Raw genomic sequence first — 17,168 nt, 5'->3', positions numbered from 1 at the left:
CAGAATAAAGGCGCCAATGGCGCCTTTATCTTAGTCAATGCACTTCGAGCATCAATTTTCTAAATAAGTATCTCGAATGGCAATTGCTTCTGGCAGGATTTGCTTGAACTCCTCCACCAGCTTAGGATCGAAATGTTTTCCCGCTTGATTTTCAAATAGCTCCATAGTTGCTTCAATCGTCCAAGCCTGCTTGTAAGGCCGTTGCGAAGTCAGCGCATCGAACACATCCGCAATCGCGGTGATACGCCCTTCAAGGGGGATTTCTTCGCCAACCAAGCCATTGGGGTAACCTGAACCATCCCACTTCTCATGGTGAGTTAAGGCGATACGACGGGCCATTTGCAATAACGGATCGCTATGTTCACCAATAATCTCTGCACCTATGGCAGCGTGCTGCTGCATAATTTCCCATTCCTGCGCATCAAGTTTCCCAGGCTTTTTCAGCACAGCATCGGGCGTACCGATTTTACCAATATCGTGCATAGGCGCCGCATTAAAAATCAAGTCACAAAAGGTCGTCGGTAAGCCGAGCTTTATCGCTAATATGCGGGCGTAATGGCTCATACGCACAACATGTAGACCCGTCTCGTTGTCCTTGTATTCAGCGGCACGGCCAAGACGACGGATAATCTCGAAACGGGTTTCTTCTAATTCGTGGGTACGAACTTTAACTTGTTGTTCAAGTAGACGTTTTTGATCATAGAGCGCAAGATGCGTTTTAACCCGCGCTTTAACGACAGGCGCACTGACAGGCTTAGTAATGTAATCCACCGCGCCCAATGCAAAACCTTGGGCTTCATCAGCAATTTCAGATAAGGCGGTCACGAAGATCACCGGAATATGGCTGGTCAGCGGCTCTTGCTTTAGCAGCTTGCAGACTTCATAGCCATTCATACCTGGCATCATGACATCGAGCAGAATCAAGTCAGGCCGCGATTTTGTCACTAACGCTAATGCCCTTGGCCCATCGATCGCCACTTTGACTTTGTAATCATCACCTAGAATACCAATCAAAATATCAATATTCTCAGGTGTGTCATCGACGACTAATATTGTTGCTTTTTCCATTAACAACTCCACTCAATGTCACGCATTATAAATTCGCGCTACCGCTTTCTATCCTAACTGTGTAATCACATCGTCAATTAAGTCGATTGCCTCATCAAACTGGTACTGATTAATCATAGACAAGGCAGGGCTTAACGCTTGCCACATTGCACTGCTCACCTTCGGCTTTAACGCATCAATTTTTGCCACAGCGCTGGCATCGGCTTCATCTAGATTCTGACGTAAGACCCGTAATGCGGCTCTCAAGTCCTCATCTGATAGCAAGTCCACCGCTTGGGGCTCGGCTTGATTCACTATCACAGGCTTAGCCTGTTCAATCGCATCGCAAATAGAGGCCACTAGCGGTTGAATTTGAACTAATTCATCTTCATAGGGCGCTTTCTCGGTTAAATGCAACTCAAGCAAACGCGCTAATTCCACCAATTTTGCCGAACTTAAATTGCCCGCTAAGCCTTTAAGGGTGTGGGCGATACGCACGGCATCTTCGACTTGATTCGCCGCTATGGCTTTGCGAACCTGCTCCACGACATTACGTTGACTGCTCACGAAACGATCAAAGATTCGTTGATAAAGACGCGTCGAATGCTGTACCAGTTGCAAACCTCTATCGATATCCAACTCAGGGTGTTCTGGCCACTTGAGCAATACCGTTTGATCAGCGCCATTGCTGACTTCACCCTGTGCGCTGGACGAAGTTAACCGAGTTGAGGCTTCCGCCCTTATCGCAGCAGAAATTCCAGAAGAAGATCCGAGGTATTTCAATAGGGTTTGATAGAGCACATTCACTTCTATGGGCTTGGCAATATGGTCATTCATCCCAGCCCGAAGACACATATCTCTATCACCAGCCATCGCATTCGCAGTCATAGCGACGACAGGTAAATTTGCCAACTCAGGCCTTTTCCTTATCGCTTTAGTGGCTTGATAACCATCCATCACCGGCATTTGACAGTCCATTAACACTAGATCGAAATGCTGTTGGGATAGCTTATCTAAGGCAATTTGGCCATTGGTCGCTATGGATAAAATAATCCCCACTTGCTCTAAAAACTCGCTGGCGACTTCAAGGTTCATCTCGTTATCTTCCACTAATAAGATACGCTTCCCTTGAAGTGGTAATAATAACTGCGGAGCCAGCTCTTCAGTGCGGCGTCTTACTGGCAATATGCCTTCACGGCCAATCGCATTCATTATGCCATCGAGCATGCGTGAGGCGCTGATGGGTTTACTTATGTACCCCGCCAGTGCTAATTGCTCAATTTGAGTGATAAATTCATGATTCGCATGGGCGGATACCATCAAGATCTTAGGCTGAGACTTAGCCTGTAGTTGGATCTGACGGGCGGTTTCTAACCCGTCCATATTGGGCATTTTCCAATCGATTAATGCCACTTCATAGGTCTGCAGTAAGCAGCGGCTTATTGCTTCTTCACCTGAACGAACCGTATCGACTCTAAAGCCCATACTTTCGAGCGTTGTACGCATTATGTCCCTAGCGGTCGCGTTATCATCTACCACCAGCACAGACATGCCCTCAAGCTCTTGCTCAAGCACTAATTTTTGGCCCTCGGAAATTTGTAACTTCACAGTGAAATAGAAGGTGCTGCCATGACCAAATTGACTTTCGACACCAATATTGCCCCCCATGAGTTCAACGAGTTGCTTACAAATAGCCAAGCCTAAGCCTGTACCACCGTATTTACGGGTGGTTGAAGTATCCGCTTGGGTAAAGGATTTAAATAATTTTGCTTGCTGCTGCTCAGTTAAGCCTATGCCGCTGTCACGCACGCTAAAACGCAGCACGACATCATCATCTTGCTGTTCAACAAGATTTAACGACAGTAATACTTCACCCCGCTCGGTGAACTTAATGGCGTTATTCATCAGATTAATCAACACTTGCCCTAATCGCAGCGAATCACCATATAAGTAACGTGGCACGTTAGGGGCGACCGCAAATAACAATTCCAGCTGCTTATGTGCGGCTTTTTCAGAAAACATATCGCTAAGATCTTCCAGCATAGTGTCGAGCTGAAATGGCACAGATTCGATGTCGAGCTTACCCGCTTCAATCTTAGAGAAATCCAGAATATCATTGATAATTGATAGTAGAGACTGCGATGCCCGCTCAATCTTCTCTACATAATTTTTCTGTTTTTGATCAAGCTGAGTCTGCAAGCACAGCTGCGACATGCCGATAATGGCATTCATTGGGGTGCGTATTTCGTGGGACATATTCGCCAAGAAGTCACCCTTGGCTTTACTGGCAGCATCGGCTTGCTCTTTGGCAAGTAACAGTTCATCGGAAAGCAATTTAAGCTCTGTCATATCGACCATGCTGATCACAGCCGATTCAAATTGTCCTTGGGCATCTAACAGTGCCGACACATTGACCGTCATCCATAAAGGCGCACCAGAAGGACGAATAAAGCTTCTCTCGCCACGATAATGGTCAATTTTGCCACCGACCAATTCCTTAAATTGCTCCTTGGCAATAAGCTTATCTTGCGCGCTAAGGACCTCAAAAATTGCGGTATTGCGTAAACTCTCCCGAGACCGCGCCATATCAGCACAGAATTGGTCATTACAATCTAAGATAACGCCTTTAACATCCACATTGACGATACCAATGGTCGCACCATCGAACAGAGCCTTAAAGTGCGCTTCACTTAGGGCTAACTCTTGTTCTATGCTTTTGCGTTGGGTAATGTCCATTACATACCCATTCCAAGTAATGGCGCCATCTTCTTCTACATGGCCGCTCGCACCCGCCTCCATCCAACGTATGCTGCCATTGGGATGGCGATAACGAAACTCGCGGATCCATTGAAACCTATCTTCACTCTTACCTGAAAGTGCCCGCACGACGTCCGGCCTTTCGTCATCAAAAATCCGCTCAGCTATGGTGTCAAAATTACTAATAAGATCATCACGATGTAGCCCCAGCATTTTCATTGCCGCACCAGAGAGAAAGGTAAATCTACGATCAGTAGGCGAGTGCCATAACAATTGGTATACGGTACAAGGAATAGACTCTGTAATATTGGTCAATTGCAGGCGCGAAGCCTCCAACTGCCCTATAGCAAGCTTACTCTCTGTGATGTCATCAATACTGCCGTCGAACCAAAGTGGAACGCCCTCTTCGGTATAACTTGCCTTACCTTTCTCATGCACCCAGCGCACACTGCCATCGCGATGGCGGATACGATATTCCACTTCAAAGGTTTCTTGCTGCGCGAGTGCTTTATCCATTTCCTGCAGGCAGAAGTCCCGATCTTCCTCGATGATCAAAGAGATATAAGTACGATTCTGATTATTGATAAATTGGCTTGCGGCATATCCCGTAATTTCACCAATATTGTCACTGATATATTCCATTACCCAAATATCGCCAATACGTAAACGATATACGGCGCTAGGGATATTGGAGACCAATCCACGAAAACGCTCCTCACTCTCCCGAATTTTAAGTTCAACCGCAATTTTATCCGTCATATCGCGAATCGAAGCTGCAACTTGCTTTTGTCCATCCGCATCCGCAGGGAGCATACTCAGCGCAATTTCAGCAATAAATTCATTACCATCGGCTTTTAACGCCCGAACATGACGCGCATTTGCCATGCCTCTATCGCGGCCTTCGCGAAGGAATTGTTGTCGCTCAAGAACATGTCGGGTTCCCAATTCTTGTGGCAGTAACTGCTCAACTTGCAAACCCAACATAGCCCCTGTATCAAATCCAAAAAGCTGCTGGCAACGACTGTTAGTAAAAACGATTAACCCCTGTTGGTCGACAATCAACATGGCCTCAGGCGCAGCCTCAAGCACGGCATTTGACCAAGCCGCCGCCGAAAACTGCTCAGTAACATCGGTAAATAACATTTCCACCGACATTAACTCACCTGTATCTGATAATAATGGCTGCATAAAGACATCGAGCCTTCTTAAATACCCTTTTTCATCCAGCATTTCCACTTGATGCGAAGGCACATTCTGGCCCTTTAAGGCTAAATCGGTATATTCCCAGTTCTTCTCATTGAGGGGATTAGCCGAGAAGAGCCTTTGATATTTACGCTTGAGCAAATCAGGGGAGATCCCCAGCACCTTAGTTACCCCCTCACTAACCTGGGCGAGTTGGCCATTAGGTTCGAGGGAACAATAGAAAGATTTATCACTCATACCATCAATTAGGCGCGCAAAGCGATTACCGCGGGAATCAAGAATGGCTTGTTCACGTTCTGCAAGTAATTCCGCCATTTGATTGAAGGTATTACTCAGCGTCACAATCTCACTTACGGCACCTTTAGGTACAATAAGCTGCTGAGTTTTACCCTGTCCAAAGGACAAGATACCCGACTCGAGTAGCTCTAACGGCCGAGTTAACCGTTTCGCCGCCAGATAACAAGTCAGCAATAATAAGAGGGTTAATAAGCTTAAATTGAGGATGATAGATGCCAGATCATCAAGCAGAGAGTTGAATAAATCTTGTTCTGGCGCTAATACAATCACACGCCACTTTAAATGCGGTACAGTCGCAATACTCGCAAGATAAACAACATCTTGGTTATCGACAAACCTTGCTTGACCATCAAGCCTTTTATCCTGTAGCGTCCAAAAATCGGCATTTTTATCTTTATTCTTATCGAGCCACTGGGCTGAAGTCGTTGCCAGTACTTTTTCTTTATCTATATGATAAATCAGCCGCCCTTGATCGTCTAAAACCACCAGACGATTTGGTGCAATCCCCAATTGTTTTGGCAATCCATCTAAGGCTAAATCAACCGTCGCAACCCCAAAATAATTACCTACCGCACCAAAAGGAGCCGAATAGGTCACCATCAGAATATTCCCCGCCCCCTCATCAAAGTATGCCTTTGACCAATAACCGTTCGCTTGATTGATAGCCTTGCTCCACCAATCCCAAGTGCCATCGGTATAGTCGTAGCCTTCAGCGCCAATATCGAGATAATGGAGATCGTCGCTGCCACTGGTGTCGCGGTAAACATAGGGAGAAAAGAGCTTGCGATTAGGAAAGGTGTTCGGTTTAAATGCGACTGCGGAGCCAAAAAAATCAGGATTACGTTTGACTCGATTCATCAAGACACTTTTAACACTCTCAGTGTCATTCATGTCTTCTTTACTTGACAAAAAACCAATAAAATCAGCAAGACCTTGGGTGTTGGCCTCCGCATGCTCGAGCAGAAACTGCAGACGAGAAGCCGAATGACTCGCCTCTTGTGTCAGGCTATGGTAAAGCCGATTCTCTGAGGAGATATAACTAAACCAAGCGTTTACACCATAGACACTCGCCATAATTAAAATGAGAGGCAAGGCTATGTGGGATAAAATCCTACTGCGAAAAGTACGAAGTTTACTTTTTTCCATGGTGTCGCCCTAAAGCCCCCGATTTTATAAGCACTGCATTTAAAAATAGCACTTATAAAGTAAACGAAGAATTTAGTGGCGACAATGTCAAAGTTAAAATAATGTGAAGTAATTTATTGTTTTAACAATACTAATAAGCCGTCTCTAAGAAGCCGTCTCTAAGGTTTGATTAGGTAAGATACGAGCAAAATAACTTTGGGTTTCGGCGATAATGATATGCCTCAAGCCCACAATGGCGATCAAGTTAGGGATCGCCATCAAACCATTAACCGTATCGGCCAACAACCAAATCACATCCAGTTTGATAAAAGCACCACCGGCAATCAGCACCAAAAACACCACTTGATACATGCGTAGCCCGCGCTCACCGACTAAGTAATACCAACAGCGTTCACCATAATAATGCCAGCCCAAAATCGTGGTAAACGCAAAACACACTAGCGCAATCGTCACCAAATACTGACCCACAAGCGCTGAACCTCCCAGAGCAAAAGCAGCACTCGTCATCGCGGCACCCGCCGTCTCACCACTCCATACCCCAGTGATGATCAGCACTAACCCCGTCATAGTGCAAATGATGATGGTATCGAAGAAAGTACCCGTCATGCTGACGAGACCTTGCTCAACGGGTTCATTGGTCTTAGCGGCAGCGGCGGCAATGGGTGCACTACCAAGGCCAGATTCGTTCGAGAACACACCTCGGGCAATACCGATTTGAATAGCCTGTGCGACTGTTGCCCCTAAAAATCCTCCCGCTGCCGAGAGTGGCGTAAAGGCAGATTCAATCACTAAAGCTAAGGCGGGTAAAATCTGCTCAGAAAATCCGACTAAGATCCACACGCAGGCCAGCACATAACCAATCGACATCGCAGGCACAAGTTTTTGCGCCACATTTGAAATGCGCTTTACGCCACCCAAAGTGACTGCAGCAACTAACACAGTCAACACGGTCGCGGTCAACCAAGTCGGCACCTCAAAGGCAATAGTCAGTGCATCGCTGATGGCGTTAACCTGTGCAAAAGTACCGATACCGAAAAAGGCCACACCAACCCCAAAGAGAGCAAACAATTTCGCCATCCAAGGTAGACCAAGGCCGTGCTCGATATAATACATAGGGCCACCCGCAATCTGCCCACGAGCATCGGTGGTACGGTACTTTACCGCCAACATACATTCAGCATATTTAGTCGCCATGCCGAAAAATGCCGCCAACCACATCCAAAATAACGCCCCTGGCCCGCCCATTTTTATTGCCGTCGCCACGCCGACAATATTACCGGTACCGATAGTGGCGGACAGCGCCGTACAAAGCGCGGCAAAGGAAGATAAATCCCCATGACCTTTGGCGGGTTTAAACAACAATCCCATCGCCATCGGCAGACGAAATACTTGGATAAGCTTGAGACGCACAGTGAGGTAAACCCCTGTACCCACCAGCAAACAAAGGGTAATTGGGCCCCAGACGATGCCATTAATACTGGCAAGTAAAGCTTGAAAACTCATGATATTCCTCGAATATTAAACAACAAAATTAATAAACGGAGGAGGAAAAGAAATGGCTGTGACGCGCCGCAGTCGGACGCTATAGCGAACTATTTTGACCTAATCTCGGCCGAGAATCGCCTAAGCTGAACGCTAAAAGCGTAGCAAGCGAGAGCTCTACACGAGTGCTTTCAATAAGAGCAAAAGTGCTCCATCTCAAGCAAAAGAGTAAAAATAGCCCACGACGACAAACGACAGGGACTGTGCAGTCATCCTCTCCTCTGTCCTTTTGCCTGAGCGTTTCGCGTCGCAGGTTATACAATAACACCACGACACTTTCGCCTTCGGCGCCACCTGATTGCACAATGAGTGCAACTGGTAGTCTCTCCAGAGGCTCGTCCAGTAACAGTCCACGCCTATCGGCACCTGAAAGAGTGCTTTGTTTTTATAAGAAGACTCGCTTCTGTAAAACCAAAGTTGCCTCGTCGGTGTGGGGTCAATTCCCCACTCTCCTGCTACCTTCATCCGAACGGATTGCTAGATTGAGATTTACTCCCAAGCTAACAGGACGCACAGAATGCAACAAATGCAGCGTCAGCTCAAGCCGTTTGCTCACAGTTCGCGGAGGATTTAATCCAGTTGACTATTTTTACACCAAATGACGATTTATGTTTTGTTACTCCGTGGATGATCCTATTACAAGAAAAATCAGTATCTATCTGAATAGAAAATGCTTTATCTTGAACATAGAATGGCAATGCTAAATTGCGGCCACTAAGTAAGTTGCCGCCGCAATTTGAAACACTGCTTACCACACCCGCCGCCAATGGATATAAAGGAGTTGCTCAATGGCCGACGTCGCTAAGCTTAACCAAGTCACCAAAGGCTTTCGCGATGGTGAGCAATATCATCAAGTACTGCAAGCGGTTAATCTACAGATCCACAGAGGTGAAACCGTGGCGCTTACAGGTCACAGCGGCAGCGGCAAAAGCACCTTACTCAACCTGATCGCCGGCTTTGAAACGCCAGACTCGGGTGAAATCTTGCTAGAACAAGCGTCCACCTCAACTTGGCAAGACAAAGATTGGAGCCGTTTCAGACGTAATTCCTTAGGTGTCGTGTTTCAGCAATTTAACTTACTCACGCCACTCAACGTGAAAGACAATATCGCCTTCTCCTTAAGTTTAACCGCGCAGCCATGGTCGCCTTGGTGTGACTATCTGGTTGAAAAACTTGGGCTGATGCCACTACTTCATCGGCAAGTTGAAGCACTTTCAGGCGGTCAACAACAGCGTGTCGCCATCGCCCGCGCCTTAGCCCATAAACCGACCTTGCTACTGGCCGACGAACCTACGGGTAACTTAGATGATGTGTCAGGCAAACAAGTGATGGCACTACTGTGTGAACTGGCACGGGAAAGCCAAACTAGTATCTTGATGGTCACCCACAGCGAAGAATGCGCCGCCTTCATGCAAAAACGTTGGCATTTATCCCAAGGTGCAGTCGCTATCTATGAACAATAAACTGCTCACTAAGGCGACGCCCTCGGGGCTTAGGCTGACGTGGCTCAGCCTAAAGGTTTTTATCGCCCATTATCGCCATGCGCCCATACAAGCAGGTGCCATTCTGCTCGGTATCGCCTTAGCTGTGACTCTGCTCATTGGAGTCAAGGCAACCAACGACAATGCCGTGCGCAGCTATAGCGAGGCGACTGAGCTTTTGAGCCAACGCGCCGATGTGCTACTCACGCCGCCCCTTGGACAAAACACTTTAGATGAATCTGTCTATTTCGCCTTGAGACGAGCCGGATTAAGTCAGAGTCTCGCCGTCGTAAGTGGCAAAATCTCCAGTAAAAACGGTCAGTTCTGGCAACTGGAAGGCAGCGATTTGATCGCTGCATTAACACTACAAAAATCGAGAAGTAACGCCTCGACCGACACACAATCAGCCACCTCGCCACAGATGAATGGCTTACCGCTTGCCGATCTCCTCAGCGGCGCAGCCACAGTAATAATGAGCCGCAGCCTAACTGCCAAAGTGGCACCCGACGGTAAACTTGTTTTAGAAAATAGCACCTTAGATGTCATTGCAATTGATGACAGTTTTGGTCTCGGCAGCGCCATCTTGGCCGATATGTCCCTTGCCCAGCGATTACTAAACATGCAAGGCAGATTGAGCTATATCGCCATGTTCAGTGAGCGAGAAAACCTACCTAAACTAAAATCCCAACTCGACGCTTTAGGGATTACGCCCCAGAAGGCCAGCTTTAGCCAACAGGATCAAGGCCAAGCACTGATAGCATTGACCCGCAGTTTTCACCTTAATCTTAATGCTATGAGCATGTTAGCCTTCGTTGTCGGCCTCTTTATCGCCTATAACGGTGTGCGCTACAGCCTAATGAAACGGCAAAAACTGTTAGTGCAATTATTGCAACAGGGAATCGAGCGCCGCGCCTTGATGACGGCACTGATGTTCGAATTAATTTTGTTAGTAGTCATAGGTTCAAGTCTGGGCTTTATCAGTGGTTTGCAACTCAGCCACTGGCTGCAACCTATGGTCGCCATGACCTTAGAGCAAATGTATGGCGCCCACTTGCTCCCCGGTATTTGGCAATGGACTTGGCTTTTTGAGGCAATTGCCCTCACCTTAATTGCCGCGCTCGCCGCTTGCTTGCCCTTGTATTTAGATCTTACGCGCCAAGCACTTGCACAAGGGGCGAATCGTTATCAGCAAATGCAGGCACACCGCAAAACCCATAGCATTCAATTTGCCTTAGCCTGTGGCTTATTGACCTTAGCGGCGTTGCTGTTTCCCTTCAGCCAAAGCTATAACATCAGCTTAGTGTTACTCGGTATCGTCGCTATCGCTATTCCCTTATTGTTGCCGCAATTATTGCATTGGGGCGTCAGTGCGTTAATGCCCTTGGCACGTCCTGGATTATGGCAATATCTGCTCGCCGAAACCCGTGAGCTTATCGCACCGCTGTCCCTTGCTATGATGGCGATCTTACTGGCGCTCAGTGCCAATGTGTCAATGAACACCCTCGTGGGAAGCTTCGAGCAAACCCTGCGAACTTGGCTAGAAACTCGCTTGCATGCCGATCTCTATATCCGCCCACCGAGCCAGCGTATCGACACGATTCAAACCCAATTGATGCACGATCCTAGAGTCAGCGGTCTTTATCAGCAGTGGCAGATTGAAGCCCAGCTTTCACTGCCAGTTTCGGCGGATAATCCGAGCGAGCAGACGATTCCGGTGAGCCTACTCAGCCGCGATGAATTTTCGACTCGGCACACCAGTGCGCTTAAAGAAAGCCTGCCCACATTGTGGCAATCCTACTTTAATGCACCCGTTATATTGGTGAGCGAACCTCTTGCCATCAAATACCAATTACACCTTGGTGATACTGTGTCATTGGATGTGCTCGAGAAAACAGGTAGCAGCAAAGCCATTATTGGCGGCATTTATTATGACCACGGCAATACCCGAAATGAGGTGATTATCAGCCAGCCACTCTGGCAAAAGGCACAATTACCTGTACTGCCAATCAGTTTGGCGGCGAATTTTTACGGTAAAGAGCAAGGCAGTAGGATAAGTGAAGCGCAGCTTGATCAACTACAAGTCCAACTGGCGACTGAGTTAGGTTTATCCCAAGCGCAAATCTACAGCCAAACTAAGATTAAAACCCAAGCTATCGCTATGTTTAAACGCACTTTTTCCATTACCTTAGTGCTGAATAGTTTAACCTTGATTGTCGCCGCGATTGGCCTCTTTAGTGCCTGCTTAATGTTGACTCAGGCAAGGCAAGCGCCACTGGCACGGCTGTATTCCCTCGGCGTCAGTCGTAATGCACTGCGCGGCATGGTGTTTATGCAAATGCTGATTGTGGTGCTGATCACTTGCCTGCTCGCTATGCCAACGGGCGCGCTGTTAGGTTACCTGCTTATTAATAAGATCACCTTGCAAGCCTTTGGCTGGACGATAAAAATGATTTGGGATTGGCAAGCTTACGGCCATGCAATACTGATTGCCTTAACCACCTGCACCTTAGCCGTGCTCTTGCCGCTGTATTGGCAAACTCGCAAACCACTGGTCGCCAGTCTGCAGCAGGAGACCCTATGATGAAAACACTCAGTATTGTATGGGCAGTGGTTGGGTTAATGCTGATCGGCGGCTGCGATAAAACGCCATCGACGCAAAGCACTCAATCCAAATCGATGGCTAATGTGGTGGGGAAAACCTCTACTAATCAAGATGATTTGGCCTTTACCCCTGTCGTTCCCGGCTATAGATTTGAATTTCCGCGAGATCACTTGGCGCACAATAACTTTCGCCAGGAATGGTGGTATCTGACCGCCAATTTAACTACAGAAACAGGTGAGCAACTCGGCGCCCAGTGGACGCAGTTTAGAGTCGCCCTTAAACCCCCTGCTCCACAAAAAACAACTCTGCAAACAACAGTTCCGCAAGTAACAGATGCAATGCCCAAAAGTGAATCCACTTGGGCGACTCAGCAGCTTTACTTAGCCCATAGCGCATTAACCTCGAGTAATGCTCACCTCGCCCACGAAAAATGGTCACGCCGTCATAGCGAGTTTGCCGAAGTAAAATTAGATCCCTATCAAATCCGCCTCGACAACTGGCATTGGCAGAGCGAAACCAATGCACTCTTTCCCGCCACATTAACGGTGGAGAATACTGATTTTAGTTACCAACTTAAGCTTAACAGCCAAGCGCCACTGCAATACCAAGGCGCGAACGGTTATAGCCTTAAAAGTCGCGATGGCCAAGTGGCCTCTTACTATTACAGTCAACCCTTTATTGAAATCTCAGGTGAAATCAACCGTAATGGCAAAGTGGAGCAAGTCACAGGTCAAGGCTGGCTCGACAGGGAATGGAGCTCGCAATTTCTCACTAAAACGCAACAGGGTTGGGATTGGTTCGCGCTCAGGTTAAACGATGGCTCGACGCTGATGTTGTTTCAGCTACGGGATCAGTCTCCAGCAGAGTCCGCAAAAAATGCGCCTATCTCGGCATTTTATAGCGCCAGAAGAATGTTTACCGATGGCACAGGGCACAATATCAATTCCACCGACAATCCCAATGACATTCAGATGACGCCACTTAAATGGCAACACACTGTCAATGGCGACTATCCCGTTAGCTGGCAGGTAAAAATCCCCAGCGAGAATATCGATCTCACCATCACCCCGCTCAATCCTAATAGCGCCATGCCATTATCGACGCCCTACTGGGAAGGCCCAGTGCAACTCTCTGGCAGCCATATTGGTACAGGTTATATGGAACTTACGGGCTATTGAGTTCCGCTTAGACGGTATAGATGCATCTTAAAAGCCCATCTCATTTGGGCTATTATTTAACAGTACTGTCATTACCTCATTCGCGTTCTATCATCCCGACTAAGCAATAAACTCACCGCTTAAATTTCAAACTGAGAGTTAGATCACTCGCAAAACTTTGATCCGGATCTACTATCGCTTGCAATACCTCTTGTGAGGTATACCCACATTTTTTTTCAGGTCTAGACTCGCCAGTATCAGCACTCGGTTACCCTCCTTTTTAATCTTAGGCAACCGAGTTTACGCCACTACAGGTCATCCCATATGAGTCAGGAATACCACGTCACCAGCCTTGTGGTGCATGCCACGCCTAAAGCCTTACAGCAGGTTGAAGCCAATATCCTCGCATTAGTGGGTACCGATATTCATGCAATTACACCCGAAGGAAAATTGGTCGTTACCCTAGAAGGGAGTAGCCAAAGAGCGATTCTTGACAATATTGAAGCCATCAATGCCCTGTCCGGCGTGTTATCTGCCAGCTTGATTTACCACCAAGTAGAACCCTTAGTACAAGAGAGTGAGGAAATATTATGAGCATAAGCCGCCGCGAGTTTCTCAAGGCCAACGCAGCGGTTGCCGCTGCAACGGCCGTTGGCGTCACACTTCCCATTAAGATGGTCGAAGCCGCTGAACAAGCTGACAGTATCAAGTGGGATAAAGCTCCCTGCCGTTTCTGCGGTGTGGGGTGTAGCGTATTAGTGGGCACCCAAGCGGGCAAAGTGGTCGCCACTAAGGGCGATCCTGAAAGTCCAGTCAACCGTGGCCTTAACTGTATTAAAGGTTATTTCCTATCAAAAATCATGTACGGCAAGGACAGATTAACCACGCCATTGCTGCGGATGAAAGACGGCAAATACCATAAAGAAGGTGAGTTCACCCCAGTCAGCTGGGATGTGGCTTTCGATACTATGGCCGCGAAATGGAAACACAGTCTCGCCACCAAAGGTCCGACGTCAGTGGGTATGTTTGGCTCCGGTCAATGGACTATTTGGGAAGGTTATGCCGCCTCTAAACTTCATAAAGCAGGTTTCCTTACCAACAACATAGATCCCAATGCGCGCCACTGCATGGCCTCAGCCGTAGGCGGCTTTATGCGCACCTTCGGTATCGATGAGCCCATGGGTTGTTATGACGATTTAGAAGCCGCCGATCAGTTTGTGCTCTGGGGCGCAAACATGGCTGAGATGCACCCAATTCTGTGGGCAAGAATATCCGATAGACGTTTAAGCAGTCCAACGTGCCGAGTGCATGTGCTGTCGACCTTTGAGAATCGCAGCTTCGATTTGGCCGATAACCCTATGGTGTTCCGCCCACAGTCGGACTTAGTGATCCTCAACTATATCGCCAATTACATTATTGAAAATAAAGCCGTTAATACCGACTTTGTTACCAAACACACTAAGTTTGCCCTTGGGGTAGATGATATCGGCTATGGCCTGCGTCCAGAACATCCATTAGAGAAAAAAGCCAAAAATCCAGGCAATGGTAAATCCACGCCCATTAGCTTTGACGAGTATGCCAAGTTTGTCAGCACTTATACGCTGGAATATGCCGCCAAGATGAGTGGCGTCGAGCCAGAGAAGCTGGAGATTTTAGCCAAAGCCTATGCCGACCCTAACGTTAAAGTCATGAGTCTGTGGACCATGGGCATTAACCAACACGTTCGCGGCGTGTGGGCGAACAACATGCTTTACAACATCCATTTGCTCACGGGAAAAATTGCCACACCGGGTAACAGTCCTTTCTCATTAACAGGTCAACCTTCGGCTTGCGGTACTGCACGTGAAGTCGGTACTTTCGCCCATCGTTTACCCGCCGATATGGAAGTCACTAACGACAAACACCGCGCCATTACCGAAAAGCTATGGCAAGTGCCTGAAGGGACCATTCCCGCCAAACCTGGCTACCATGCCGTACTCCAGAGCCGTATGCTCAAAGATGGCAAGCTCAACTGTTACTGGACCATGTGTACCAATAATATGCAGGCAGGCCCCAACATCAACGATGAAATCTATCCAGGTTTCCGTAATCCAGAAAACTTTATCGTAGTTTCAGATCCCTACCCAACCATCACAGCTATGGCGGCAGATTTAATTTTGCCAACGGCAATGTGGGTTGAAAAAGAAGGAGCTTACGGCAACGCCGAGCGCCGTACTCATATGTGGCATCAACAAGTAAAAGCTCCAGAAGGAGCAACCTCAGATCTGTGGCAACTAGTCGAATTTTCGAAACGATTCAAAGTCTCCGAAGTTTGGCCAGCCGAACTGATAGCCAAACAACCGGAATACGCGGATAAAACCTTATATGAAGTGCTATTTGCCAATGGCGTGATCGACAAGTTCCCAACTTCCGATTGCAAAGCCGAATTAAACGATGAGAGCGAACACTTCGGTTTCTACCTGCAAAAAGGTATTTTCGAAGAATATGCAGCTTTCGGTCGTGGCCATGGCCATGATTTAGCCGACTTTGACCGTTACCACGAAACCCGCGGCCTACGCTGGCCAGTCGTTAATGGCAAAGAAACGCTGCGTCGTTTCGTTGAGGGGAGCGATCCTTATGTCAAAGCGGGTGAAGGCTTTAAATTCTATGGCAAGCCAGATGGCAAAGCGGTGATTTTCGCCCTGCCCTATGAGCCCGCCGCCGAAGAGCCGAATGAAGAATACGATTTGTGGATGTCGACTGGCCGCGTGCTGGAGCATTGGCACACGGGCTCGATGACAGCCCGCGTACCCGAACTTTACCGTGCCTACCCCGACGCGCAGATTTTCATGCATCCAGAAGATGCGAAAGCTCGCGGCGTACAACGTGGTGACGAAGTCATAGTGGCCTCACCGCGCGGAGAAGTGAAAACCCGAGTTGAAACCAAAGGCCGTAACAAACCGCCACGCGGCGTAGTATTTATGCCTTTCTTCGATGCGCGCCAGTTAGTCAACAAACTGATATTGGATGCGACCGATCCCCTGTCAAAAGAAACTGACTTTAAAAAATGCCCAGTGAAAGTCTTCAAGGCGGAGAATAACCAATGAGAAAAATACTCACCTTAACTGCGTTACTCGTCGCCATTACCGGCTGTTCAGGTCAGCAAACCGACACCAATGTAGCACCAGTTAATATTCAATCCCTCGCAGGAAACATGGCGATCACCGACATTCGCCCAGCCGATGCCATGGCGATTTATCCTAATCGCGGCACCGCCATTGAGCGCAGTTTTAGCGAGCAACCACCGCTCATCCCACATAAGGACGATTACAAGATCACCTTAGATAAAAATGGCTGTTTAAGCTGCCATAGTTGGGACAAGGCAAAACGCATGAAAGCCACACCAGTAGCTAAGTCCCACGTGATTGATGATAAAGGCACAGTTAACGGACATAACTATGCCTGTACTCAATGCCATGTCGCTCAGGCCGAAAACAAGCAACCACTCGTCGAGAATCAGTTCTCCGGCAAGTAAATCTCCATCCCCTGCAAAGCCAAGCCACCCGAATTGATTAGGGTGGCTTTTTGCTATTTAAGCGTCCTATCCTAATGAGTTAGCTTAGAGCCAGTAATGAGTATTCAAGTAAATATAAGACTAAACGTCTATCGCTGGTTCAGCGTCCGTTGCTGAACAGTGCTTTCACCAAGGAAGGGATTGAGCAGAAGTTAAAAAGGCAAAGTGAGAATCGAGGGAAATAAAAATAAGAGCAGAATCTAAAACACAGAAAAGTAAAAACCCAGCCTAGGCTGGGTTTACTTGTTGTTTTGCTTTATGCAAATCACCCGCTGGAGCCGTTTTAGTTACTTGCGCCGCTTTAGCGTTTTGCACATCTTTTGCCACAGGCATAGCCGCCTGCCACAAAGCACCTACCCACAGACTTGAACTTGATTTCATCG

General features: G+C 47.7%; 10 protein-coding genes and 1 riboswitch. Of the genes, 6 read left to right on the top strand and 4 right to left on the bottom strand.

Annotated elements, in window-relative coordinates; genetic code table 11:
* Window positions 1–51 precede the first annotated feature (51 nt).
* The 3 genes from RA178_RS04085 to RA178_RS04075 all read right to left on the bottom strand — a co-directional run bounded on the left by RA178_RS04085 (window position 52) and on the right by RA178_RS04075 (window position 7,953).
* On the bottom strand, window positions 52–1,068 hold the full coding sequence (locus RA178_RS04085; RefSeq protein ID WP_028759378.1) for a response regulator: 1,017 nt from the start codon (window positions 1,066–1,068) through the stop codon (window positions 52–54).
* Window positions 1,069–1,116: 48 nt separating this feature from the next.
* Window positions 1,117–6,450: a PAS domain S-box protein gene (locus RA178_RS04080; RefSeq protein ID WP_306684644.1), complete on the bottom strand. Its 5,334-nt coding sequence runs from the start codon at window positions 6,448–6,450 to the stop codon at window positions 1,117–1,119.
* A 144-nt stretch (window positions 6,451–6,594) separates the two neighbouring features.
* Window positions 6,595–7,953, bottom strand: a complete 1,359-nt coding sequence (locus tag RA178_RS04075) for an alanine/glycine:cation symporter family protein (protein WP_263170192.1) — start codon at window positions 7,951–7,953, stop codon at window positions 6,595–6,597.
* A 250-nt stretch (window positions 7,954–8,203) separates the two neighbouring features.
* Window positions 8,204–8,333: riboswitch (glycine riboswitch) on the bottom strand.
* Window positions 8,334–8,780: 447 nt separating this feature from the next.
* On the opposite strand from RA178_RS04075, the gene RA178_RS04070 reads away from it, so the two are divergent.
* The 6 genes from RA178_RS04070 to napB all read left to right on the top strand — a co-directional run bounded on the left by RA178_RS04070 (window position 8,781) and on the right by napB (window position 16,746).
* Window positions 8,781–9,455, top strand: a complete 675-nt coding sequence (locus tag RA178_RS04070) for an ABC transporter ATP-binding protein (RefSeq protein WP_306684643.1) — start codon at window positions 8,781–8,783, stop codon at window positions 9,453–9,455.
* On the top strand, window positions 9,445–12,054 hold the full coding sequence (locus RA178_RS04065; RefSeq protein WP_306684641.1) for an ABC transporter permease: 2,610 nt from the start codon (window positions 9,445–9,447) through the stop codon (window positions 12,052–12,054). The genes RA178_RS04070 and RA178_RS04065 overlap by 11 nt, the downstream gene beginning before the upstream one ends.
* Window positions 12,051–13,253, top strand: a complete 1,203-nt coding sequence (locus RA178_RS04060; RefSeq protein ID WP_306684640.1) for a lipocalin-like domain-containing protein — start codon at window positions 12,051–12,053, stop codon at window positions 13,251–13,253. The genes RA178_RS04065 and RA178_RS04060 overlap by 4 nt, the downstream gene beginning before the upstream one ends.
* A gap of 303 nt (window positions 13,254–13,556) precedes the next feature.
* On the top strand, window positions 13,557–13,826 hold the full coding sequence (locus RA178_RS04055) for a chaperone NapD (RefSeq protein WP_168822470.1): 270 nt from the start codon (window positions 13,557–13,559) through the stop codon (window positions 13,824–13,826).
* Window positions 13,823–16,318, top strand: coding sequence for a nitrate reductase catalytic subunit NapA (gene napA, locus RA178_RS04050; protein ID WP_113939719.1), 2,496 nt, complete (start codon window positions 13,823–13,825; stop codon window positions 16,316–16,318). The genes RA178_RS04055 and napA overlap by 4 nt, the downstream gene beginning before the upstream one ends.
* Window positions 16,315–16,746 (top strand): nitrate reductase cytochrome c-type subunit NapB, encoded by a 432-nt coding sequence (napB, locus tag RA178_RS04045; protein WP_306684638.1) that lies wholly within the window; start codon window positions 16,315–16,317, stop codon window positions 16,744–16,746. Before napA ends, napB begins: the two co-directional genes overlap by 4 nt.
* Before the next feature lie 267 nt (window positions 16,747–17,013).
* Here the strand turns inward: napB and RA178_RS04040 are convergent, their stop codons facing one another.
* On the bottom strand, window positions 17,014–17,166 hold the full coding sequence (locus RA178_RS04040) for a hypothetical protein (RefSeq protein ID WP_081729124.1): 153 nt from the start codon (window positions 17,164–17,166) through the stop codon (window positions 17,014–17,016).
* Window positions 17,167–17,168: the final 2 nt, after the last annotated feature.

This window comes from Shewanella oncorhynchi (assembly GCF_030848765.1).
In the GTDB taxonomy this organism is placed as follows: domain Bacteria; phylum Pseudomonadota; class Gammaproteobacteria; order Enterobacterales; family Shewanellaceae; genus Shewanella; species Shewanella oncorhynchi.
This window is presented reverse-complemented; position numbering and strand designations above follow the sequence as displayed.

Coding starts and splice junctions, on each gene's coding strand:
- napB (WP_306684638.1), top strand. CDS start 16,315: ATGAGAAAAATACTCACCTTAACTGCGTTACTCGTCGCCATTACCGGC.
- RA178_RS04080 (WP_306684644.1), bottom strand. CDS start 6,450: ATGGAAAAAAGTAAACTTCGTACTTTTCGCAGTAGGATTTTATCCCAC.
- RA178_RS04060 (WP_306684640.1), top strand. CDS start 12,051: ATGATGAAAACACTCAGTATTGTATGGGCAGTGGTTGGGTTAATGCTG.
- RA178_RS04065 (WP_306684641.1), top strand. CDS start 9,445: ATGAACAATAAACTGCTCACTAAGGCGACGCCCTCGGGGCTTAGGCTG.
- RA178_RS04070 (WP_306684643.1), top strand. CDS start 8,781: ATGGCCGACGTCGCTAAGCTTAACCAAGTCACCAAAGGCTTTCGCGAT.
- RA178_RS04085 (WP_028759378.1), bottom strand. CDS start 1,068: ATGGAAAAAGCAACAATATTAGTCGTCGATGACACACCTGAGAATATT.
- RA178_RS04055 (WP_168822470.1), top strand. CDS start 13,557: ATGAGTCAGGAATACCACGTCACCAGCCTTGTGGTGCATGCCACGCCT.
- RA178_RS04040 (WP_081729124.1), bottom strand. CDS start 17,166: ATGAAATCAAGTTCAAGTCTGTGGGTAGGTGCTTTGTGGCAGGCGGCT.
- RA178_RS04075 (WP_263170192.1), bottom strand. CDS start 7,953: ATGAGTTTTCAAGCTTTACTTGCCAGTATTAATGGCATCGTCTGGGGC.
- napA (WP_113939719.1), top strand. CDS start 13,823: ATGAGCATAAGCCGCCGCGAGTTTCTCAAGGCCAACGCAGCGGTTGCC.